The sequence below is a fragment of the Kribbella sp. NBC_00709 genome (assembly GCF_036226565.1).
GTDB lineage: Bacteria > Actinomycetota > Actinomycetes > Propionibacteriales > Kribbellaceae > Kribbella.
The window spans coordinates 7,662,864-7,684,077 of record NZ_CP108996.1; the positions used below are offsets into that span (position 1 = coordinate 7,662,864).

Consider the following 21,214-nt stretch of genomic DNA (forward strand, 5'->3'; position numbering starts at 1 on the left):
CCTACAGCCCCGGCTCGGTTCAGTGGCGAGGTTTTGGTCGCTTGGTCGGGATGGCGGTGAGCGGATCTTCCGGCCACGGATGGCGGGGGTAGCGGGCTCGCAGATCGGCTCGGACCTGGGGATAGCCCTGCTTCCAGAAGGAGGCGAGATCGCTCGTGATCGCGACCGGGCGCCGTGCGGGCGACAGCAGATGCAGAACGACCGGGACACGACCGTCCGCGACGGCTGGAGTGGCAGTCCAGCCGAATACCTCCTGCAGCTTCACGGCCAGGACCGGCGGCTCGGCACCGTCGTACGCGAGTCGCACCTCGGAGCCCGACGGCACCCGAAGCCGTTCCGGTGCGAGTTCGCCGAACTGGGCTGCCGCGGGCCATGGCAGTAGTCGCCTGAGTGCCGAAGCCACGTCGATGCGGGCGAGATCGCGCGCGCCTCGCACCGAGGCCAGCTCGGTACCGAGCCATTCGTCAAGATCGGCCAGGAGTGCCTCGTCGTCGACAGCAGGCCACGGGGATCCGAGGTGGGCATGGCAGAACGCCAGCCGCTCCCGCAAGGCGAGCGCGGCCTCCGACCAGCGCAGTACGGACAGACCACTGCGCCGGATCCCGTCGCGGACGGCCGCTTGGACCAGCAGCCGGTCGGGCTTTGCCAGCGGGACGTCGTTGAGCACGATCGCGCCGAGTGCCTCGACACGCCGCGTCACGATCCGGCCGTCGTCCCAGCGGATGTCGTCGGTGGTCGAGACGAGGTCGCCCGCGATGTCTCGCGCGGTCTGCTCATCGATCGGCGCCGCGGAACGGATCCTGGCGTCGGCGCGACCGGGCGCCCGGTCAGCGGCCGCGATCGCCAGCCAGGTCGTCGTCCGCAACGGCGACTGCGGATCCAGCGCAGCGCCCGTACCACCAGACATCTGGTACGTCGCCGAGTCGGCCCCCCGGATCCGCGCAATCCGATCCGGATACGCCAACCCCACCACAATCCCCGCCGCAAGATCATCCGGTACGACGGCTGTCCCCCGACCAGCCGGCCGCACTCGGTCTTCACCAGCCGGGTCGCCTCGGCCGAGGCGCTTCGTTTCTTCTCGCCAGCGGGCCGTGGCTCCGCGGTCCTCGCCACGGCGGAGGGCCCGCCAGCGGGCCGGTAGATCATCGCCGAAGTCGCGACCGGAGTCGTCCGAGAGCATCGCGACGACCTCGCGGGCCCGGTCAGCACCGACCCGCGGCGTACCGTCCAGCAACGCACGCGCCAACCGAGGATGCGCCCCGATCGCCGCCATCCGCCGTCCTCGCTCGGTGATCCGGCCCCCGTCGTCAACGGCATCGAGGCGGCGCAGCAATTCGACCGCCGCGGTCATCGCCACCACCGGCGGCGCCTCCAGCAAGGTCAGACCGGCGCCGGCAGGCGCACCCCACGCCGCCAGGTCGAGGGCGAAGCCGGCCAGATCGGCGATCGCGATCTCCGGCGCCGGATGATCGTCGAGATGCGAGTGGTCGGTGGCGGACCAGCACCGATAGACCCGGCCGGGCGCCTCCCGCCCGGCGCGGCCCGCTCGCTGGTCGGCCGACGACTTCGAAACCCGGCAGGTGACCAATGCGCCGAGGCCACGGGATTGATCGGTCCGCGGCTCCCGGGCAAGACCCGAGTCGACCACGACCCTGACTCCAGGCACCGTCAGCGAACTCTCCGCGACCGACGTCGTGACCACGATCCGGCGAGTGGCGGCCGGCGCCAGCGCGCGCTCCTGTTCCGCCCTGGACTGACGACCGAACAACGGCAAGACATTCTCACCGGCCAACCGACGGGTCACGCCGTTGATCTCGGCCTCCCCCGGGACGAACACGAGGATGTCGCCGTCGTTCTCGGTCAGCGCACGCCGTACGACGGCCGCGACATGATCCAGCAGTCGCGGGTCGACCCGCCCACCGGGAAGCAGCGGCACGGGAACCGGTGGCGGGGCCCACTCGATCGCCACGTCGAACAGCGCAGCAGATGCGGTGATCACAGGCGCCGGTACGTCGGTGCCCAAGGCGCGACTCAGCCTGTCCGTGTCCGCCGTGGCCGAGGTCGCAACGATCGCCAGGTCTTCCCGGAGATTCGCCCGGATGTCGAGGCAGAACGCGAGCAGCAGATCGGCGTCGAGATGCCGCTCGTGGCACTCGTCGATCACAATCGCGGCGACACCCGGCAACTCCGGGTTCTGCTGCAGACGCCGTACGAGGAGCCCGGTCGTCACCACCTCGACACGGAGTCCTTTGCCGCCGCTGCGTTCGCCGCGCATCGCGTAGCCGATCCGCTGCCCGAGCGGTTCGCCGACCAGCATCGCCAGCCGGGTCGCGGCCGCGCGGGTCGCCATCCTTCGCGGCTCGGCGACGATGATCGTGCTCCCGAGCGCGTCGCCGAGTGCAAGCGGCAACAGCGAGGTCTTCCCTGATCCGGGCGGCGCAACCAGCACCGCAGTACCGCGCGATCGCACCGCATCGACGGTGGCAGGCAAGACCGCCCGGACAGGCAGGTCCGCCCCGGGCATCGACGACTCAGGCAGCAGCACGCCCCGACGCTAACCGAACGCCGCTGTCAAGGGTTGTTGTGGGCAACTGACTCGCGGATGACGACCGGGCACGGTAGCCAGGTCGGGTGCGTCGAGCGGTACCACGCGGTGCTGCTGCTCTGGATGAGCCGGGTCAAGGTGGCCACCGCCCAGGCGCCCATCTCGTAATGCGGCAGGGCGACGGTCGTGAGCGCCGGGTAGACACTGGCCGCGATCGGCGCCTGGTCGTCGAAGCCGACGATCGACACGTCATCGGGAACTCGCAGGCCGAGCTCCTGGGCCGCGCGATAGGCGCCCATCGCCATCCGGTCGTTGTAGCAGAAAATCGCCGTCGGCCGGTCGTCTCGATCGAGCAGTTCGAGGCTGGTCGTGTATCCGCCGACGGCCTCCGAGACACCCGAGGCGATCAGTCGGTCGTCACGCGGAATACCTGCCTGCTCGAGACCGCGGAGGTACCCGACCAGGCGGCCCTGGGTGGCCGGAACCTCGATGCTCGAGTCCGCGAAGGCGATCCGCCGATGCCCGGCATCGGCCAGCAGGGCAACGAGATCGGCCGCCCCACTGGCCTCGTCCGGCAGCACGGCGGGTACGACGCCTTGCCGGTCCAGGGCTCCTATCAGCACCGCCGGTACTGCGCGCAACTCGCGCGGCACCGACACCTCGTGGTGGAACACCGTGGCGTAGATGATGCCGTCCACCTGACGCTCGATCAGCGCTCGGGCGTCGGCGCGACGGGCGTCCGCGCCGGCGTCGAGATGGGAGTTGATGATCGCGAGCGTGAGGTTGTGCCGGCTCGCTTCCTCCTGCGCGCCGAGGATGATCCGGCCGGCGTGCGGGGTGGTCGCGATCTCCTCGGTCAGCAGCCCGATCATGTCCGACGCGCGGGTCCGCAGCCCGCGGGCGAGCCGGTTCGGGGTGTACCCGAGGTCCCGGGCGACCGATCGCACCCGGTCCCGGGTCGCCTCACTCGTTCGCGTGTGCGGAGTGTCGTTCAGTACGTGCGAAACCGTCGTGACGGACACACCCGCCGCACGCGCGACATCCCGGATTCCCACCTTTGGCACGACCACATCCTCGTCAGGCATTTCATTCGTCCCACAGGCCGTGCTCGGGCCATCGTCGTGGTAGCCGCTCCTCGACCGGTGGCAGCTCGGCATGCGGCGCGTGTTCGCCCAACTGGTACCAGTAGGCGACGCTCGAGTAGTCGTTCCCCTGATCGTTGGCGTGTCCGTGCTCGATCGACACCCGCAGGCTCGTCTCGAACCGGACCGGGTCCTCGATGTGCCAGCGGAACATGCTCCACAGCCCGAAGTGCTCCTGCGGGCTCGCACCGAGCGTGATGCCGTGGTACGGGCCGGCGTACTCGCCGCTGGGGAATCCCCACGCCGCACCGAAGTAGTCCTCGGTGCCGGTGCCGTGCAAGGAGGGCGGCCAGACCTGCCCGTCGATGAAGAACATGTCGTCGCCCTCCCCCGGCCAGGTGAACACCTGGTTGGAGGCGTCGAAGTTGTCGATGCTGAGCACGCAGCCAACGTAGTGCCCCGTGCCGGTCGCATCGAGGATCACGTAGTTGTCGTCCCCGGTCAGGTTCGTCCCCGGCAGATCCCACGGCGCCGGGTTCTCGAGATCGGTGGTGTGACGTACGGCGGTCGTCGGCTTCTCCTGGCGGTAGTACGCATGGAACCGCGCGACGTCGTCCGGGATCGGCTCCTCGCTGAGCTCGTAGTCGACGTAGTAGAAGAGGTTCTCGATCGGCTGATCGCTCTCGTTGCGGAGCTGGATCCTCGCGTGGCTACCGAACGGCATCGGGAAGTAGCAGTTCATCGCGGCCGCGAACGGACCCTTGGGACCCCGCCGCGGGCCGAACACGGCGTTCAGCGGAAGGGAGATGTAGTGCTTCGCGACCGCATGCCCGACCCCGAAGAAGTCGCCGAGCGGAGCTCGTACACTCGGATTCTCCTCCCCGTCCCAGAACATCTCGATGACGAGCTTGCGCAGGTACTTCTCCGAGTAGCACCGGGTGGTCAGCCAGATGTGCTCGATGCGGCCTGCCCCGCTGATGTCGGCGATCACGAAGGTCTCCCCCGCGGGCACTACCGCGAAGTCGCGATTGCCGCCACTGCGGTCCCAGCTCGACTCGCGGCGCGACCGGCCGGACTTCACGTGCGCCAGGCCGCCGAGCGGGCTGTTGGGTTGCCAGAATTCCATATCCTTCTCCGGTGGTTGAGAGTGTCAGCCCTTGACGGCGCCGAGGGTCAGGCCGGCGACGATGTGCCGCTGGAGCGCGAGAGTGAGTAGGATGACGGGGACGGAGTACATCGCCGAGAGCGCGGTCATCCCGCCCCAGTCGAGGCCGAACTGGGTCTGGAAGTTGGCGATCACGATCGGCGTGGTCTGGGCCCGCACCGACGTGAGCAGCAGCGCGAACAGGAACTCGTTCCAGGACGCGAGGAAGGCGAAGATCGCCGTGACCGCCAAGCCGCCGGACACGACCGGCAGAACGACGTGCCGGAACGCCTGCAGCCGATCGCTGCCGTCGACCTTGGCGGCTTCTTCCAGCTCGACCGGGACCGCCTCGAAGAAGCTCGACATCAGCCAGATCGACAACGGCAGGGAGATCGTGGTGTGGGCGATCGCCAACCCGATCGTGGTGTCCGAGATGCCGAGCCGCCGCATCGTCTCGACCAGCGGCGCCCCGACCGCGATCGTCGGCACCATCCGGGTGACCAGTGCCGCGACCACGAAGATGCGCCCGCTCGGCGTTCGGTAGCGGGTGATCGCGTACGCCGCCGGCACCCCGAGGGCGAGTGAGAACGCAGTACTGAGCACTGCGGTTGCGACGCTGTTGATCAGCGCCGGTACGACGCCTTCCTTGCTGAGCGCGGCGACGTAGTTGTCGAGCGTCCACTGCGACGGCAACACCTGCGGCGGTACGGCGATCGCGTCGAGCGGCGTCTTGAACGACGTCAGCAGCAGGTAGACGAACGGGAACCCATACAGCACCAGGACAGCCGCCAGCGCGGCCCACAGGATGACGCGCGTCGGACGTCGCCGGGTCTCGAGGCCGTTCATGCCTGATCACCCCCGGGCCGCCAGATGGCGAAGATCGCGATCGCGGCGACCAGGAGCATCCCGATCAGATAGACGGTGCCCATCGCGCTGGCCAGGCCGGGATCGCCGTTGCGCGTCATCGTGCGGTAGATCAGCAGGCTGAGGGTCGTCGTACTGTCCTGTGGCCCGCCGCTGGTCTGGATCAGGATGATGTCGAACGCGCGGGCCGCATCGATGCCGCGAACGATCAGGGCCACGGCGATCACCGGTCGCAGCAGCGGCAGGATGATCCGGAACAGCAACGTCGGGAACCGTACGCCGTCGATCCGCGCGGCCTCGATGACATCACCCGGCACGTTCTGCAGCCCCGCGAAGAGGACGAGTGTGATGAACGACGTCGTCAGCCAGATGTCCGGCATCGCGACCGAGAACAGCGCGATCTTCGGGTTGCTCAGCCAGGCGATCTGGTCGGTGCTGTGCAGCAGTCCGGCCCGGCGCAGCAGCTCGTTCAGGATGCCGAAGTTGTCGATGAGCAGGAATCGCCACAGCAGGCCGGCTACCACCGGGGCGACCATGAGCGGGTACATGAACACCGTCCGGAACACTGCCGACCGGCTGCCGAGCGCCGCGAAGACCAGCGCTACGGCAAGCCCGAAGGTGAATTCCAGCGCGACCACGATGACCGTGTAGACGATCGTCCGCAGCGCCGCTCCTTGGAATGCCGGCGAACCGAACGCGGTCGCGAAGTTCTCGAATCCCACGAACCTCCGCGGGCCGCCGGCCATCGGCGAGATCTGGTAGAACGCGTTGGAGACGAATCTGAGCAGTGGCCACGCCACGAAGGCGGCCAGGAACAAGGCGGCCGGCGCGATCAGTGCGAGTGCGAACCGGCGGTCGGTGAGGCGCACAGGAGTGCCCTTCGGAGTCGGTCTACTTGACGATCGCCTGGATCTGAGCCTTCGCCTGTTTCAGCAAAGCGGCGTTGTCCGCGCCCTTGGCGACCGACTTCTGCAGCATCGGCGTCAGCACCGAGGTGACGATCTCCTGCCACTGCGGTGTGGCCGGCCGCGCGATCGTCGCGGGAGACTTCAGCGTCGTGAGGATGGCCGGGTAGTTCTCGTGCCCGGCGACGCCGGCTTGCGACTCGAACGCCGAGATCCGCGCGACCAGGCCCAGCGACGTCTTGATCGAGAGGTCGTTGTGCGCGTAGGCGAAGGCGATGAACTTCTTCGCCTCGGCCTGCTTGGTGGTTGCCTTAGGCACCGAGAGGTACCACGCGCCCGGTACGCCGGCGATGCCGCCAGGGCCCGCGATCATCGGAGCGACGCCGATCTTGCCTTTGACCGCGGCGGTGGCCGGGGTCTGGGTGTAGGCATGCCCCCAGAAGCGCATCATCGCGAGCTTGCCCTGGTAGAAGAGATTCTGCGCGCCGGCCCAGTCGAGTTGCGCGGCGCCGGGTGGCGCGTAAGGCAACAGGCTGGTGTAGAAGTTCAACGCGGCCAGGTGATCGGCGTCGTCGATGGTGACGTCGCCGCTCTTCGGATCGAGAACCATCGTCTTCTCGCCGGTCTGCGAAACCGTGGCCAGCCACTCCGTCTCGACCGCACCCTTCACGTCGGTGCCGTACAGATCGGTCTGACCGTCGCCGTTCGTGTCGCGGGTGAAGAACTCGGCGACGTCCTTGTACTGCTTCCACGTCGTCGGCGGCACGAGCGCGTACCCGTACTTCGCCTGGAAGGCAGCCTTCTCTTTCGGGTCGCCGAACAGGTCGGTCCGGTAATAGAGGATCTCGGAGTTCGTCCAGACCGGCATCCCGACGTACGACCCGCCGACCTGCGCCTCGGTCACCAGGCCCGGGAACAGATCGCGCTTCACGTCGTCGGTGAACAGATCGTCGAGCGGCGAGACACCGGCCGAGAAGGCGCTCAGCCAGATGGCGTCGAGCGCCGCGACGTCGAACGACGTCTTGCCCGAGCCGAGCTCGGTCTGGATCCGGTCGTAGAGACCGTCGTACGGCAGTTCGACCAGCTCGACCGTCGTACCGGTCTCCTTCTGGTAGAGATCGGCGATCGGCTGGAGCTCGGCCTTCCCGCCACCCTCCACCAGGACGGTGAGCTTGCCGGCGGCGCCTTCCGGGCTACCACCGGCACCGCATCCGGCGATCGCCAGGATGACACTCGTCGCCACGGCGATACCGGCCATCGCGGTCCGGAGACGACCGCTGGTGCTGCGAAGCTTCATACTCCGACTCCGTTCCAGGCTTGGTGATTAAACGTTTTGGCAAAACGTCTTGGCAGCAGTGTTTGCCCGCCGGGCCCGGTCGGTCAACGCCAAAATCCCGCCAAACAACTGCCAAAACTTTTGGCACCCGCGACGACCTTGCCGCCGCCTGGCCGCAGTCCTACCTTCGGATCAATTCCGTCCTGCCAAAACCTTTTGGCATCCTCGAGAAGGAGCCACCGTGATCTCCTCCACCCCTCCGGACGCACGCCTCTCGCGCCGGGTCTTCCTGGCAGCCGCGGCCGCCGTGAGCGCCGTGAGCGCCGCGGGCTACCTCCAACTGCCGGGTTCGCCGACGGCTGCGGCCGTCGCCGCGGACCCGGCGCCGCGACCGCACAACACGCTCCTCGGCGTGCTCTGACCCCACCCACCAGGAAAGAGAAGACGATGCCCTCGACGATCTACGACGTCACCACCTGGACCATCCCCGGCAGCCCGTCGACGACCGCGTACACCGACATCGGCGCGATCGTGAACAGCATCATCGCCGACATCAAGACGAACCAGCCGACGCAGGCTTCCAAGCCCGGAGCGGTCGTCTACATCCCGCCGGGCGACTACTCGCTCAAGACCCGGATCGTCATCGACATCAGCTACCTGCAACTCAAGGGATCCGGGCACGGGTTCACGTCGTCGAGCATTCGGTACAACGCCGGCGACACCTCCAGCTGGCACGAGATCTGGCCGGGCGGCAGCCGGATCCGGGTCGAGAACACCGACGGGAACGCCGAGGCCATCCTGATCAGCCGCAGCGGCGACCCACGGCTCAGCTCGATCGAACTGCTCGACTTCTGCCTGGACGGCGTCTCGTTCACGCCGAACCAGAACAGCTACCTCAACGGCAAGATCGGGATCCGGTCGGCCACCGCCACCGACTCGCTGCGGATCCGGGGCCTGGGGATGATCTACCTGGAGCGCGGCATCGTGATCACCGACGCCGACGCACTGCACATCCAGGGCAACTTCATCTGCGAGAACGGCAGCTGCATCGAGCTCGTCGGCTCCGGCCAGGCCAGCATGGTCAACGACAACATGATCGGCGCCGGCTACGTCGGCTTCTCGATCTACGCCGAGAACCACTTCGGTCTGATCGTCTCCGGGAACAACATCTTCCCCCGCGGCAAGAGCTCGGTGCACCTGAAGAACTGCACGAACAACAACATCAGCGCGAACCGCCTGCACGCCTTCTATCCGGGGATGATCCAGTGCGAAGGCGCCTGCCACAACAACCTGATCGGCTCGAACCACTTCCTCCGCGTCCCCGAATCGTTCCCCGCAATGACCGGCTACAACAACGGCCTCGACGATCTCTTCGGGCTCGTGCAGCTCAACGGCAGCGGCAACACCGTCGTCGGCAACCACTTCTCGTACGACGTCCCGCCCGCGAACATCACTCCATCCGGCGCGACCCCGACGATCGTCCTGGTGAAGTCGGGCAGCAACAACTACGTCGCAACCAACCACACGGCCGCGAACGTCGCCGTACACACCGTCGTGCTCGACGGATCGACGGTCAGCACAAAGGTCCTCGACTGCGGCACCACAGCAGAGTTCCAGCCCCTGACCGGAGCGACCTACGGCTTCCGGGCCATCCCATGATTGGACCCGGCGGTCAGGTCAGTGCGGTGGCGGTTGCGAGGTGGCGTCTGGAGGTTACTCCGGTCTTGGTGTAGACCTTCGCGAGGTGGTACTCGACCGTGCGGCGGCTGAGGAACAGTCGGGCGGCGATCTCGGCGTTGCTGTCGCCGTCGGCGGCGTACTGCGCGATCTGTAGTTCTTGAGGGGTGAGGGTCGCTCGCCCTGAGGGGTCTCGTGGGGTGACGGCCTCGCCGGACGCGCGCAGTTCGGTGCCGGCGCGATCGGCCCACGGACTCGCACCGAGCCGTTCGAAGGTCGCCATGGCGCTCCGCAGGTAGGTGCGGGACTGCGCTCGCTGCCGGGAACGTCGCAGCGTCTCGCCGAGCAGGAGCTGGATCCGGGCCCGCTCGAGCGGGCGGGTGTCCTGGTCGTCGGCCCGGAGCGCATCCTCGAAGTACCGGACCGCCTCGTTGCCAGAGGCAAGTAGCCCGCGGCATCGCGCCAGGGCGGCAACGGGGATCGGCAGGCCGCTGGCGTCGGCCCACGCCTGCAGCCTCTCCACCGCGGGCGCACAGACCTCGGGCCGGCCCGATCGCGCGGCCGCCTCCACCAGATCAGGGGTCGCCCAGCGCAGGATGCCTGGGTGACCGTCGGTGCTCGAGCCCACCGACTCGAGAGCCGACAGCGCCTCGTCCAGTCGTCCGGCGCCGAGTTCGAGCAGCCCCAGCGCCGCCTGGGCACCGGCGCCGACCATCTTCAGCTGGCGACTTTCGGCAAGTTCCATCGCGAGCCGGACCTGAGCGCGGCACTCCGTCTGCTGCCCTCGATACGCGTACAGCATCGCCATGCTGACGTGGCCCACACCTGCGTCGAGACTCAGATCATCGGCCAGCCGCAGCCCTTCGAGCCCGTGGACCTCGGCGTCCGGGAGCCGGCCGAGCAGCAGTTCGATGTAGGCCAGGCGATCCAGCATCGGCGCGAGCCGGCCCGCACTCGAGCTGTCTCTGGCCTGGGACACCGCCCGCGCGTAGAGCGTTCGGGCGTCTCCGAGCCTGCCCAGGTACATGGCGGCACGTCCCGAGCGCAAGACATCGTCGTACTCCGAACTGACGACCGACTCGTCGACGACACCGGCCAGAATCCGCGAGCCCTCCGACCAGTTGCCGTCGAAGAGCTTGCTCAGCCCGACCAAGAGGTCGACCACGGAGCCATCCACCATTGCCCCGGCCTCCCGGAGCTTGGTGGCCAAGACGCTGACCTGCTGTGTCAGCCGCGGGTCGCCAAGGAACGTCGCGGCCTCGCCCGCCAGAACCAATGAGTCCAGCGCGGCCGACGGGTCCACAGCCGCCAGATCGTTGGCCGCCTCAACGAGCAGGTGGTACGCCGCCTCGGGGGAACCGTGCCGCATCTCGATCGCGCCCAGCAGCGCCCGCGCCCGTGATGGCGCATCGGGCAGCAACGCTCCGTGCAAAGCCAGCAGCTGTCTGGCCCGTTCCGGCTGGCCCGCTTGAACTGCTACCTCCGCGGCGTACAGAAAGCGCCGTGCGCGGTCGACTTCGGATCGGCTGAACTCGGCGGCCCACTGCCACCGATCGACAGCCGCGGCAGGCCCACCGCGGGCCATGGCCCGCTCAGCTGAGGCCTCGAGCAACACCGCCAACTGGTCATCGGGTCCAGTGGCCGCGCGGACGAGGTGCCACGCTCGTCGGTCGGCGTTCGCCTCGTCATCGAGTAGCGCGGCCATGGCGAGATGACCGCGGCGCCGTTGCAGGAAGGTCGACTGTTGGTGGATCGCCGAACGTACCAATGGATGCTTGAACACGACGACCCCATGTCCGGCCGCAATCAGCCCGCTTGCTTCGGCCTCCTGCAGGCTCCCGGAGTCGATCCCGAGAGCGACGCTCGCACCGAGGACCAGGTCAAGCCCCGCGGTGTCGGCAGTGGCGGCGAGAAGCAACAGCTGCTGTGCACCGGGGCTGAGGCCCGCCGCGCGTGCGGCGTACAAGCGTTCGACCCCGCCGCCCATCGGGAGCGGGTCCGGTAGCGGCTCGCGCCCGGACAGTTGATCACCGGTCAGCAGTGGCGCGAGTTCGATGAGCGCCAGCGGGTTTCCTGCATGGTGCTCGATCAGCCGGTCCTTGACCTCGGCGGAGATCATCGGCGCCCGATCGACGAGTAGAGCGGACGAGGCTCCGTCGTCGAGCCCGCGAAGCCAGTGCTCCGGTAGTCCAGGAGCCTCGAAAGAACCGTCGTCCGGGTCGCGAACCGCGAAGACCAACAGCACGCCCTCGGCGTCGAGACGCCGCGCAACGAACCTGAACACGTCGGCCGTCGGAGCGTCGAGCCACTGTGCGTCGTCCACGATGCACGTGACCGCCCTGCCCTCTGCCAGCTCACCTAGGAGCGACAGGGCCGCGACCCCGACCAGGAAAGGGTCGACACCCCGGCGCCGGGACAGTCCGAGAGCACCACCGAGTGCCTCTTGGTGAAGTCGGGCCAAGGCAGGCATCACATGGATCGCCGGTCTCAAGAGTTGGTGAAGCCCGGCGAATGGCAGATGAGACTCAGAGGCAACGCCGGCACACCGCAGTACTTCGCCGCCTCGTTGCACTGCCTCCTGCTGGAGCCAATCCATCAGCGCTGTCTTACCCACTCCAGCCTCGCCGCGCACCACCACGGCCGCACTGGTCCCGCCCCCGGTCGCACCGAGCAACCCCGCCAGCACGGCGCAGTCGTCCGTGCGCCCGTAGAGCATGCTCAGCACAGTAATCGAGCAGTGTTGCGCCGCCCAGCGCTTCAGCACCCGTAATGCACTAGTGGCTTCACGGATGCCGCCGTGGCGACGGGCCTCGACAGTGAGGAGGAGGGCCAACGGGCCCCTCGATAAAGGAGGCCTTGATGACAACGCCAACCGGTCCGCTACGCAACCAGATTCGGCGGGCACCGCTGGCCAGCTTCCTGATCCTGTCCTGTCTCTGGTCCTGGTGGCCAGGTGCTCTTCAGGCGGCCGGCGTTCCGTTGCCCGGCCCAGCGAACGCCGGCTTCGGTCCCTTCCTCGCGGCCGTGCTTGTTCTCGGCGTGGCTCAGGGCCGCGCCGGAGTACGGCAGCTGCTCAAGTCGATGATCCAGTGGCGCGTCCCGGCCCGGGCCTACTTGGCAGGCATCGGCCTGCCCCTGCTCGTGTCAGGCTCGGCGATCCTGCTCACCGTTCTGTTCGGAGCAGCCCGTCCCAGCGGGTCCGACCTCGCCCTGGCGGCGCAGATCCCGATCGTGCTCGTGCTCCTCCTGCTGATCCCCGGGACAGGCGGGGCATGGGAGGAGCCAGGATGGCGCGGCTTCGCCCTCGGCCGGCTGGAGAGGCGGTACGGCGTGCTTGCCGGCCCACTGGTCCTGGGCGGCTTCTGGGTGTTCTGGCACGCACCGCTCTTCCTGACCGGCGACATCCTGTGGCCCGACGTCCTGGTCATCGTCGCGGCGAGCGTCGTCGTCGGTGCTGTGTTCCACGCAGGCAAGGACAGTGTCCTCATCGCGATGCTGTTCCACGCGACGAACAACGCGGTCGGCGGCTCATTCGCCAGTCTGCTGTTCCACGGCCACGACCAGACCACACTCGGTCTCGTCACTGCCGCCGGATGGTGGCTGATCGCCGGCGGAGTCCTCGTCCGCTCCTGGCGCGCCCAGCACGCCACCCAGACCTCAGGAAGCAACCATGTGCCCAGCGCGGTCTGATCGCTCGCTCGTGCGCCGACACCCCTTGGCTGCCTTCTTTGCTCTGGCCCTCGTGTTGCCCTGGATCTGCGCGCCCATCGCCGACGGGCTCTTCTACTCCGGACTCCCCACACTGCTTGCGGTGGCGCTCGCGCTGCCGTTCGAAATCATGGTCGCCAGCCCACTGGTGGCGGCGTTGATCGTCAGCGCCGTCATCGGGGGCAGGACCGCGGTCGCCGGGCTGCTGCGCGGATTCCTGCGCTGGCGAACCGGATGGCGCTGGTACGCCGTGGCGTTGGTTCTCCCTCCCGCCCTGGCCATCCTGCCGGCCTACCTGAACATGCTGTGGGATGCTCCAGCACCCAGCACCGCGCTGTTCGGGTCGGTGGGCGCCCTGCTCAGCCTGTTCGCCGTCCGCCTGGTCAACCCGTGGGACGGGCCCTTGAGCGAGGAAGTCGGATGGCGCGGCTTTGCCCTGCCCCGGCTGCAGCAGCGGTACTCCGCGCTGACCGCCAACCTCATCCTCGCCGGCATCGTCATGACGTGGCACCTCCGTCTGGTCGCCAGCGGAGACCTGCCCGCTGTCGCACTGATCGGCACCCTGGCAGCGACAATCCTGTTCGGATGGCTCTACAACAGCACCAACGGCAGCCTGCTGCTGGTCTACCTGTTCCACGCCACCGACGGAGTGCTCAAGCCGGACTACAGCGGCGTCGACGCAACGCACTACCTGTGGCTGAAGATCGCGCTCTGGGCCCTAGTCGCCGCCGGTGTGGCGGCGTACTCAGGCCGCACCCTCGGCTCAACCACCAGCCGGAGTTTCCGCAGGATCGCCGAGATCGTCCCGCCGAAGATCATCCAGTAGAGGTGAGGACGTCCAGCGCCCGGGACGCGAGGGTGAACCAGAGGCGATTTCGCGCTCGCAGAGAGGACGCTGCAATGAGTTTCTGGGACGTTGTGTGGTTCATCATCATCAGCTTCGCCTTCGTCGCGTATCTGATGATGCTGTTCTCGATCGTGGGGGATCTGTTCCGCGACCGCGAAACCTCCGGGTTCGTCAAAGCGATCTGGCTCGTCGCCCTGCTCTTCTTCCCGCTGATCACCGCGATCGTCTACGTCATCGCCCGCGGCAAAGGGATGGCAGAGCGCACGGTGACCGGCCGAGTCGCTGCGCAGAAGCAGCAGGAGGACTACATCAAGCAGGTCGCGAGTTCGGCCAGTCCGACCGATCAGATCGCCCAGGCCAGCGCGCTGCTCGACAAGGGCACCATCTCGCAGTCGGAGTTCGACACGCTGAAGGCGAAGGCGCTGGCGGCCTGACCTTGTCATCCACAGCAGAGGAGGCCCCGCGATGAGTGAGCCCGACGACGAGGTACGGCGCCTGCGCGAGCAGGTCGCCCGGCTCGAGACCGAGCTGGCCGCCAGGGAGCACCTGGCGGCGACCCGCGAGCCGGCGGGCCGCCGGGGCGTCTGGCGAACGGCGACGTCCGCCCTCCTCATCACGCTGGCCTGCCTGCTCGCCCCCTTGTCGGCGACGGCCGTCTGGGCGAGCAGGCAGGTCTCGGACACCGACCGGTACCTCGAGACCGTCGCGCCGCTGGCGCACGACCCCGCGGTGCAGAAGACCATCGCCGACGCTGTGACCAACGCGATCTTCGAGGCTGTCGACCTCCAGGCCATCACCACCCAGACGCTCGACGCGATCTCCGACCGGGGACTCCCCCCGCCGATCGCGGCCAACCTCCAGGCGCTCAGCGGACCGCTCGTCAGCGGCATCCAGGGGTACGTCCGGGGTCAGGTCGACAACCTCGTCGCCAGCCCCCAGTTCGCCACCGTCTGGACACAGGCGAACCAGACCGCGCACGCCTCACTGGTCAGCCTGCTCGAAGGTGAGCAGGGTGGCGCGCTCAGCGCCCAGAACGACACCGTCACGCTCAACCTCGCGCCGATCATCGCGCAGGTCAAAGAGCGACTCGTGGCCAGTGGCTTCGGCCTGGCCGACCGGATCCCGGTCGTGAACAAGTCGATCGTGCTGGTGCAGTCCGACGGCGTCACCAAGGCTCAAGGCTTCTACCGGCTGCTCAACACACTCGGCACCTGGCTCCCGATCATCGCGCTGTTCCTGCTTGCCGTCGGCATCTATGTCGCCCGCGATCGCCGCCGTGCTCTCCTCGGCGGTGCGCTGGGCTTCGCCGGCGCCATGCTGGTGCTCGGCGTCGCACTGACCCTCGCCCGGGTGTTCTACCTGAATGCCCTGCCTTCGGAGGTACTGTCCCGGGATGCAGGCGGCGCTATCTTCGACACCATCGTCCGCTATCTGCGGTACAGCCTGCGTGCCGTCGGCGTACTGGCGCTCATCGTTGCCGCGGCGGCCTACTTCACCGGCCCGTCCACGTCGGCCGTCCGTGCGCGCGCCGGGCTCACCAAGGGCATCGGATCGCTGCGTGGCAGCGCCGAGTCCGCCGGGCTGAACACCGGCCGCGTCGGCACCTGGACCTTCGCCCACAAGCGCCTGCTGCTGATCGTCAGTGTGGTCGGCGGTGCGCTCGTGCTGACGTTGTGGTCACGGCCGACGGTCTCGGTCGTCGTGGTCACCGCGGTGATCGTCCTGCTCGCGGTCGCCCTGATCGAGTTCATCGGGCGTCCCCCGGTCCCGGCCGGCGGGCATGGACCCAGCGCGCCGGCCTGACCTCGGCTACAACCCGCTCTCAGCTACCAGGCGGCCGGACTCGATGGCATCCAGGAAGGTCTGGTAGTCGCGTTCGTTCTGGTCGGCGTACGCCTCGGCGTACTCGACCATCGCCTCGGGGAACGCGTCATCGCTGTTCAGGTACGTCGTCAGCGCGATGCGGTCGCCGGATCGGGCATGCGCTCTGGCCAGCGTCCAGCCGCACAGCTGGCCGTACATCATCATGCCGGACGGGTCCATCTTCTCCACTGCGGCCGAACCCTTCATGTCCCGCAACTGCCGGACGTAGAAGTCGCGGATCTGTCCGTCGATCCCCTCGACCCGCTGCCAGCCGAGGAAGATGTCACTGGCCGCCTGCATGAGCCGTTGCCCCACCACCACGCGCTCCCCCTCGTTGCGGAGTGCCGATCGCTGCCGGAATGCGGCCGGGACCTTCGTCTTGAGCACCGACGGACCGGCCTCCTTGAGCTGGAGGAACAGTGGATCACCGTCGTCGCGGCCGCGCAGCAGCACGACCCAGCACCGCGTGCCGACGCTGCCCACTCCGACCACCTTGCGGGCCAGGTCGACGACCTCGAACTGGTCGAGCAGCGTCCGCAGCTCGTGCGGCAGCGACCTGCGGTACTGGTCCAGCAAGGCCTTGATCCCGGTCTCGAGCTCTTGCCGGCCGGCATCGGGCAGGAGATCGGCGATCGGGACGACCAACGGCGGATCAGCCTTGATCCGGACCCCGTCGTCGGTCATCTCGCAGAGCTTGGTGAAGGCTTTGAGGCTTCCGCTGCCGCGTGCCTTCAGCAGGGTCTGATCGACGTTCTTGCGGCGACTCGAGGTCAGCTTGTTGCGCATGGTCTGCTCGACCTCGTCGATGTCGGCGCGGGCGTACCAGACGTCCAGAGCTCGCATGGTCCCGAACTCGGCGCTGGCGTCGCGATAGCGTCGTACGGTCTCCAGGACAGCCTTGCCACGATGTTTGCGGGAGAAGCCGTTGTCCCGGCCGGCGACCGCGATGCTCGCGGCGAGACGTTTGACGTCCCATTCCCACGGGCCGGCGATGGTCTCGTCGAAGTCGTTGATGTCGAAGAGCAGCCGTCGTTCGGGTGATCCGAAGACTCCGAAGTTCGACAGGTGGGCGTCACCGCACACCTGCACCCGGAGGCCGGACACGGGCGCCGCCGCCAGGTCGGTGGCCATCCCGAGGGCGTTGCCCCGGAAGAAGGCGAAGGGCGACACCATCATCCGGCCGTGCCGCACCGGGACGAGTTCCGGAATACGGGACCGGGCCTGCTCCTCGAGGAGAGCGACCGGATCCGGACGGTCCGAGGGCAGCACCAGCTCCGCCTGCTCGCGCGGCGGCAGCACCACCCGCGCAGCGAGTCCCAAGCGGGCCCGGTCGGCCGGGGCGAGACGGCGAACAGTCGACACCGATCCGCCGTTGGCGCGACCTGATGGCGTGGCGGGTGCGCCTCGTCCCGGCGTGGGTGGAGGTATCGGCGTCACCATCGCGTTCCGTGCACTCATGCTGCCCTTCCCCCTCCGATCGTGATCGAGCCGCGTGACCTGGCTCTGATCCGCGAGAGTTCCACCCAACACCTGCGGCGAGCCGCACAGCATCACCCCGGCCGGATGAACCAACCGCGCCGTGTCCGGGCTTGACTGGAGCTGTGAAAGCCGCCGAGATCGACTACCAGCAGCTCCCCAAGCGGACCCGGCGCCGCCTCGCCACGATGTCGCTGCTGCGTTCCCTGGCCGTGTCCGTGGCGATCGTCGCCGGCTACTTCGTCCTGCCCATGCGCCTCGACGGCACCGTCGCGATAGCGGCTCTGGCCGGCGGGCTGGCCGTCGTGGGGATCCTGCTGGCACGGCAGATCTTCGACATCTCCCGCTCGCCCTATCCCCGGATCAGGGCGATCGGTGCGTTGGCCACGTCAGTGCCCTTGTTCCTCGCGGTTTTCAGTACGACGTACTTCCTGATGGCGCGTGCACAACCGGCGAACTTCTCCGAGCCGTTGAGCCGGCTCGATGCGGCGTACTACACGGTGACCATCTTCGCGACCGTCGGCTTCGGCGACATCACGGCCGTGTCAGCGCCGGCGCGCGCGGTTGCCACGGTGCAGATGCTCGGTGATCTCGTCATGGTCGGCCTGGTCGCTCGGACCCTCTTCAGCGCCGTCCAGCTCAACCTCAGTCACCGGGGGGAGTGACGGGCGGGTCCCTTCAGGCGCACCATCCGGAAGGAGTTCACCAGCCCGGCCAGACCGGCGAGAATCGGGATGCCGAGCGCCACCTGTAGGGCGATCGGTCGCGCCTCGGTGTTGATCCGGATGATCTCGCCCCGAATCTCCGGCGGTTGCTTGGCCAGCTGTTTTTCGAGCTCGGTGTTGGTCATCACTTCCGCATCGTGTTCCAGCGCGTCGGCGACCTGCTCCTGCTGGGCCGGCTGCAGGACGGTGCTTGCCTCCGTCCGGTTGGTGAAGGTGAAGGACAACGTCGCCAGCATGATCGCGCCGGCGAAGGCCAGTCCGAAGGACAGGCCGAACGAGCCCGCCGCCGAGTTCACGCCGGCCGCCTCGCTGACCCGTTCCTGGGAGATCGGCGACAGCGTGTAGTTGTTGAGCTGAGACACGAGCAGACCCAGGCCTACTCCCGCGAGCACCAGCGGCGGGATCAGGGCCCAGCCGGAGTCGGCCCGGGGCACGATCGGGATCAGGACTACCAGCCCCACTGTCAGGAGCACGAATCCCCACCTGATGATGCCGCTCGGGGAGCGTCCGGCCGCCTTCTTCTCAGCCAGGATCGCCGTACCGAACATGCTCAGCGACAGCGGCGCCATGGTGAGGCCTGCCTCCATCGCGTTGTACTCGAGAACCATCTGGAGATAGATGGGCAGCGCGATCATGGTGCCGCCCAGCGCGATCTGCTGGAGCGTCTGCCCGGAGATGCCCAGCCTGAAGGCAGCGGAGCTGAACAGGGCCGGGTCGAGGAGCGTCGGCTTGCCGTGACGCTTGCGTCGCACCAACCAGTAGATGAACGCCCCAAGAGCGATTACGCCGATGGCCAAGGTCAGGCCGACGTACTCGCCGCCCTCCTGCCAGATCAGGATGCTCAGCACGATGCCACCCATCCCGACCACCGACAGGATGGCACCGACCACGTCCACCTGCCGGGGTCCCGTGTACGGCACGTCGTGAACGAGACCTTGGCCTGCGATCACGATCGCGATCACCACGACCTCGCCCAGAAACGCTATCCGCCATGACAGGTAGGTGGTGATGAAGCCGCCGAGAAGCGGTCCGACCGCGGCAGCAAGCGCAGCGGCGGCTCCGACCAGGGCGTACGCCTTCACCTGCTCCGCACCTTCGAAGTTGCCGTGGATCAGTGACTGCATCGCGGGCAGCAGGAGCGACGCCCCGATGCCACCCACCAAGGCCCAGAAGACGATGATCGCGGTCAGGCTCTGTGCCAGCGTCATCGCCAGGGCACCGATCGCGTAACCGCACAGTCCCAGCAAGTACGCGCGCTTGCGCCCGATGAGATCGCCGACCTTGCTTCCGATCAGGATGAACGCCGCCGAGACCAGGGCCTCGAGTGCGATCGCGGACTGGACGCCGCTCACCGTCGTGTCGAGATCCCGGACCACCGAGGAGATCGAGACGTTCATCAGCGACGTGTCCACGACGAGCACGAACATCGCCATCGCGAGCAGAAGCGCGAGCCGTGGGTTGGCCTTCGTACCAGCGGGGACCCCGCTCGCTTCGTCGGTCATGGCGGCCTCTCAGCCTGCGAGGATCTTGGCTTTCTGTGCCTCGAACTCGGCGTCGGTGAGTACCCCCGACTGCTTCAGTTCACCCAGGGTCTTGAGCTGCTCCAAGCGGTCGGAGGTACCTGAGGCCGGCGGCGCAGCAGCCTGCGGCGCGGTTTGCGGCGCGGTTTGCGGCGCGGTTTGCTCCGCGTAGGCATCGTCGCGCTTGGCTGCCGTCTCGGCGTCGCGCTGGGCGAACTTGTTGTCTTGACGCCGCCGGACCCGGCCCGCGACGGCCGTCGCGGTCCCTGCGACGGCGGCCGTTCTCGCTAGTCCTCGCAACAGTCCTGGCATCTCAGGCTCCTTAGGTCGTCGCTTCCAGGGATTCCAGGGCGTCGAGCACTTCCATCACGTCCTGAGCCGGAACGCGCCCGCCGGCGATCAGCGTGCCGCCGGACTCGAGCGCCGCGGCAACGAACGGGATCGCCCAGGTGTTCTCGTACACGATCAACGCCGCCAGCGTGCCCGGCTGCATCGCGCCGGCCACCTCGCGCAGGTCGTCATCGGCCAGGATCCCGGAGCGGGCGCCGGCGAGATCCGTGAAGCCGCCGACCTGTCCGGACGCTTCGGCGAGGTCCACCGAGTAGACGGACCCGTTGCCGTCCTTGCCGACCACCATCACGTCGTAGACGTGAACGATGCCGCGCTCAACGAGGTTCACAAGTTCTTCGGCGGCCCGGCCTGTGAGCCTGTTGCCGGTGAACTCGATGAGTACGTAGTCGATGGGCCCATGAACCTCTGCCTCCGGCATGACTCTCCACCCCTCAAGGTCGTGTCCAGTTCGTCGCCACACTGCCGCGACCTACCGGCGGCGTCATCACCCACGCGGGATGAGCTCAGGCCGGCACGTTCGCGGCGACCAAGCCGGCTGCCGTGTGACCTGCCGGATACTCAGGATCATCAAACCCGCGTCCTGGAGCGTCGCGACCAGACCGGCGATCCCCTGGTCGTCACGGACTCGCACCCGAAAGACTCCGGACATCTGGTGGCAAGCCGGCGGGCCTGCGCAGAAGGCGAGAACGAAAGGTGTCAGCTCCCCCTGAACGACGACCTGGTACGACGGTTCGTGACGCTCAGACAGTTTCATCGTCTCCCCTGTCCGGATCGATCTTGACCCACTCCGCCGCTGCCGAGCCTGGTTCCAGGATCCGGCGGACCTCCACGACTTCGATGCCCAGGGCCCGCAGTCGGGCCAGCAGACCGTAGAGCGCCGACTGGTCCGGGATGCTGTAGACGACGGTATTCACCTGGTCGACCGCGAGTGTCTCCGCGCCCATGTCACGAAGATCTTGTTCGGGTACGGCGCCCGCCACGCGGATCTCGTACGTCGCGTCGACCATCGAACCCACTCCGTTCCAACGTCTGCGTCCGACGCTCGCAAAGGTCGGGCGCCGCGGCGTCATCCCTGCGGGGTGAACTCCCCGTCCTGCGCGCGATGCGATATCGCGTCGTCTCGAAAAGTTCGGCAATCGGACGGAAAACGCTGGTTTTAAAGGCATTTCCGTGATTGTTTCAGAGAGTGCGACTCGCCGCGCACCGCCTCCCCAAGCGTTGAGTGACGCCG

At 67.8% G+C, this 21,214-nt stretch carries 19 protein-coding genes; 7 read left to right on the forward strand and 12 right to left on the reverse strand.

What is annotated here, in order from left to right:
- Positions 1-19: 19 nt before the first annotated feature.
- The 6 genes from hrpB to OHA18_RS37460 are packed head-to-tail and all read right to left on the reverse strand — an operon-like array spanning position 20 to position 7,837.
- Positions 20-2,545 (reverse strand): ATP-dependent helicase HrpB, encoded by a 2,526-nt coding sequence (hrpB, locus tag OHA18_RS37435; RefSeq protein ID WP_329000110.1) that lies wholly within the window; start codon positions 2,543-2,545, stop codon positions 20-22.
- Positions 2,546-2,571: 26 nt separating this feature from the next.
- The gene (locus OHA18_RS37440) at positions 2,572-3,609 is read right to left on the reverse strand and encodes a LacI family DNA-binding transcriptional regulator (RefSeq protein WP_329000111.1); all 1,038 of its coding nucleotides are present in this window, start codon (positions 3,607-3,609) and stop codon (positions 2,572-2,574) included.
- Positions 3,610-3,631: 22 nt separating this feature from the next.
- On the reverse strand, positions 3,632-4,753 hold the full coding sequence (locus tag OHA18_RS37445; RefSeq protein ID WP_329000112.1) for a glycoside hydrolase family 172 protein: 1,122 nt from the start codon (positions 4,751-4,753) through the stop codon (positions 3,632-3,634).
- Positions 4,754-4,777: 24 nt separating this feature from the next.
- Positions 4,778-5,617, reverse strand: a complete 840-nt coding sequence (locus OHA18_RS37450; protein ID WP_329000113.1) for a carbohydrate ABC transporter permease — start codon at positions 5,615-5,617, stop codon at positions 4,778-4,780.
- Positions 5,614-6,504, reverse strand: coding sequence for a carbohydrate ABC transporter permease (locus OHA18_RS37455; RefSeq protein WP_329000114.1), 891 nt, complete (start codon positions 6,502-6,504; stop codon positions 5,614-5,616). The genes OHA18_RS37450 and OHA18_RS37455 overlap by 4 nt, the downstream gene beginning before the upstream one ends.
- Positions 6,505-6,526: 22 nt before the next feature.
- Positions 6,527-7,837 (reverse strand): ABC transporter substrate-binding protein, encoded by a 1,311-nt coding sequence (locus OHA18_RS37460; RefSeq protein ID WP_329000115.1) that lies wholly within the window; start codon positions 7,835-7,837, stop codon positions 6,527-6,529.
- Positions 7,838-8,057: 220 nt separating this feature from the next.
- Between OHA18_RS37460 and OHA18_RS37465 the strand changes: the two genes are divergently transcribed.
- Together OHA18_RS37465 and OHA18_RS37470 are read left to right on the forward strand one after the other, a co-directional pair.
- Positions 8,058-8,237, forward strand: coding sequence for a hypothetical protein (locus tag OHA18_RS37465; protein WP_329000116.1), 180 nt, complete (start codon positions 8,058-8,060; stop codon positions 8,235-8,237).
- 26 nt (positions 8,238-8,263) lie between these two features.
- Positions 8,264-9,475, forward strand: coding sequence for a NosD domain-containing protein (locus OHA18_RS37470; RefSeq protein WP_329000117.1), 1,212 nt, complete (start codon positions 8,264-8,266; stop codon positions 9,473-9,475).
- Between the two features lie 13 nt (positions 9,476-9,488).
- Here the strand turns inward: OHA18_RS37470 and OHA18_RS37475 are convergent, their stop codons facing one another.
- Positions 9,489-12,209, reverse strand: a complete 2,721-nt coding sequence (locus OHA18_RS37475; RefSeq protein WP_329000119.1) for an ATP-binding protein — start codon at positions 12,207-12,209, stop codon at positions 9,489-9,491.
- 143 nt (positions 12,210-12,352) lie between these two features.
- On the opposite strand from OHA18_RS37475, the gene OHA18_RS37480 reads away from it, so the two are divergent.
- The 4 genes from OHA18_RS37480 (at position 12,353) to OHA18_RS37495 (ending at position 15,851) form a co-directional block, all read left to right on the forward strand.
- Positions 12,353-13,183, forward strand: a complete 831-nt coding sequence (locus tag OHA18_RS37480) for a CPBP family glutamic-type intramembrane protease (protein WP_329000120.1) — start codon at positions 12,353-12,355, stop codon at positions 13,181-13,183.
- Between the two features lie 52 nt (positions 13,184-13,235).
- Positions 13,236-14,027: a CPBP family intramembrane glutamic endopeptidase gene (locus OHA18_RS37485; protein WP_329000121.1), complete on the forward strand. Its 792-nt coding sequence runs from the start codon at positions 13,236-13,238 to the stop codon at positions 14,025-14,027.
- A gap of 74 nt (positions 14,028-14,101) precedes the next feature.
- Positions 14,102-14,482, forward strand: coding sequence for an SHOCT domain-containing protein (locus OHA18_RS37490; protein WP_329000122.1), 381 nt, complete (start codon positions 14,102-14,104; stop codon positions 14,480-14,482).
- Positions 14,483-14,513: 31 nt separating this feature from the next.
- Entirely contained in the window at positions 14,514-15,851 is a 1,338-nt protein-coding gene (locus OHA18_RS37495) for a hypothetical protein (protein WP_329000123.1), read from the forward strand.
- Positions 15,852-15,857: 6 nt separating this feature from the next.
- Here OHA18_RS37495 and OHA18_RS37500 read toward each other — a convergent pair whose 3' ends face one another.
- Complete coding sequence (locus tag OHA18_RS37500; protein ID WP_329000124.1) at positions 15,858-17,369, reverse strand: DUF2252 domain-containing protein; 1,512 nt, start codon at positions 17,367-17,369, stop codon at positions 15,858-15,860.
- 143 nt (positions 17,370-17,512) lie between these two features.
- On the opposite strand from OHA18_RS37500, the gene OHA18_RS37505 reads away from it, so the two are divergent.
- Complete coding sequence (locus OHA18_RS37505) at positions 17,513-18,052, forward strand: potassium channel family protein (RefSeq protein ID WP_329000125.1); 540 nt, start codon at positions 17,513-17,515, stop codon at positions 18,050-18,052.
- Here the strand turns inward: OHA18_RS37505 and OHA18_RS37510 are convergent.
- The 4 genes from OHA18_RS37510 to OHA18_RS37525 all read right to left on the reverse strand — a co-directional run bounded on the left by OHA18_RS37510 (position 18,037) and on the right by OHA18_RS37525 (position 20,990).
- Positions 18,037-19,614 (reverse strand): MFS transporter, encoded by a 1,578-nt coding sequence (locus OHA18_RS37510; RefSeq protein WP_329000126.1) that lies wholly within the window; start codon positions 19,612-19,614, stop codon positions 18,037-18,039. The two genes, OHA18_RS37505 and OHA18_RS37510, sit on opposite strands and share 16 nt — an antisense overlap.
- A 9-nt stretch (positions 19,615-19,623) precedes the next feature.
- Positions 19,624-19,944 (reverse strand): SHOCT domain-containing protein, encoded by a 321-nt coding sequence (locus OHA18_RS37515; protein WP_329000127.1) that lies wholly within the window; start codon positions 19,942-19,944, stop codon positions 19,624-19,626.
- Between the two features lie 10 nt (positions 19,945-19,954).
- On the reverse strand, positions 19,955-20,401 hold the full coding sequence (locus OHA18_RS37520; protein WP_329000128.1) for a DUF6325 family protein: 447 nt from the start codon (positions 20,399-20,401) through the stop codon (positions 19,955-19,957).
- Between the two features lie 322 nt (positions 20,402-20,723).
- Positions 20,724-20,990 (reverse strand): hypothetical protein, encoded by a 267-nt coding sequence (locus OHA18_RS37525; RefSeq protein ID WP_329000129.1) that lies wholly within the window; start codon positions 20,988-20,990, stop codon positions 20,724-20,726.
- Between the last annotated feature and the right edge of the window lie 224 nt (positions 20,991-21,214).

Bases quoted from the DNA above. Each gene is read 5' to 3' on its own strand.
- OHA18_RS37445 (WP_329000112.1), bottom strand. From the start codon at position 4,753: ATGGAATTCTGGCAACCCAACAGCCCGCTCGGCGGCCTGGCGCACGTG.
- OHA18_RS37450 (WP_329000113.1), bottom strand. From the start codon at position 5,617: ATGAACGGCCTCGAGACCCGGCGACGTCCGACGCGCGTCATCCTGTGG.
- OHA18_RS37460 (WP_329000115.1), bottom strand. From the start codon at position 7,837: ATGAAGCTTCGCAGCACCAGCGGTCGTCTCCGGACCGCGATGGCCGGT.
- OHA18_RS37470 (WP_329000117.1), top strand. From the start codon at position 8,264: ATGCCCTCGACGATCTACGACGTCACCACCTGGACCATCCCCGGCAGC.
- OHA18_RS37475 (WP_329000119.1), bottom strand. From the start codon at position 12,209: ATGCTCTACGGGCGCACGGACGACTGCGCCGTGCTGGCGGGGTTGCTC.
- OHA18_RS37480 (WP_329000120.1), top strand. From the start codon at position 12,353: ATGACAACGCCAACCGGTCCGCTACGCAACCAGATTCGGCGGGCACCG.
- OHA18_RS37490 (WP_329000122.1), top strand. From the start codon at position 14,102: ATGAGTTTCTGGGACGTTGTGTGGTTCATCATCATCAGCTTCGCCTTC.
- OHA18_RS37495 (WP_329000123.1), top strand. From the start codon at position 14,514: ATGAGTGAGCCCGACGACGAGGTACGGCGCCTGCGCGAGCAGGTCGCC.
- OHA18_RS37500 (WP_329000124.1), bottom strand. From the start codon at position 17,369: ATGAGTGCACGGAACGCGATGGTGACGCCGATACCTCCACCCACGCCG.
- OHA18_RS37510 (WP_329000126.1), bottom strand. From the start codon at position 19,614: ATGACCGACGAAGCGAGCGGGGTCCCCGCTGGTACGAAGGCCAACCCA.
- OHA18_RS37515 (WP_329000127.1), bottom strand. From the start codon at position 19,944: ATGCCAGGACTGTTGCGAGGACTAGCGAGAACGGCCGCCGTCGCAGGG.
- OHA18_RS37520 (WP_329000128.1), bottom strand. From the start codon at position 20,401: ATGCCGGAGGCAGAGGTTCATGGGCCCATCGACTACGTACTCATCGAG.
- OHA18_RS37525 (WP_329000129.1), bottom strand. From the start codon at position 20,990: ATGGTCGACGCGACGTACGAGATCCGCGTGGCGGGCGCCGTACCCGAA.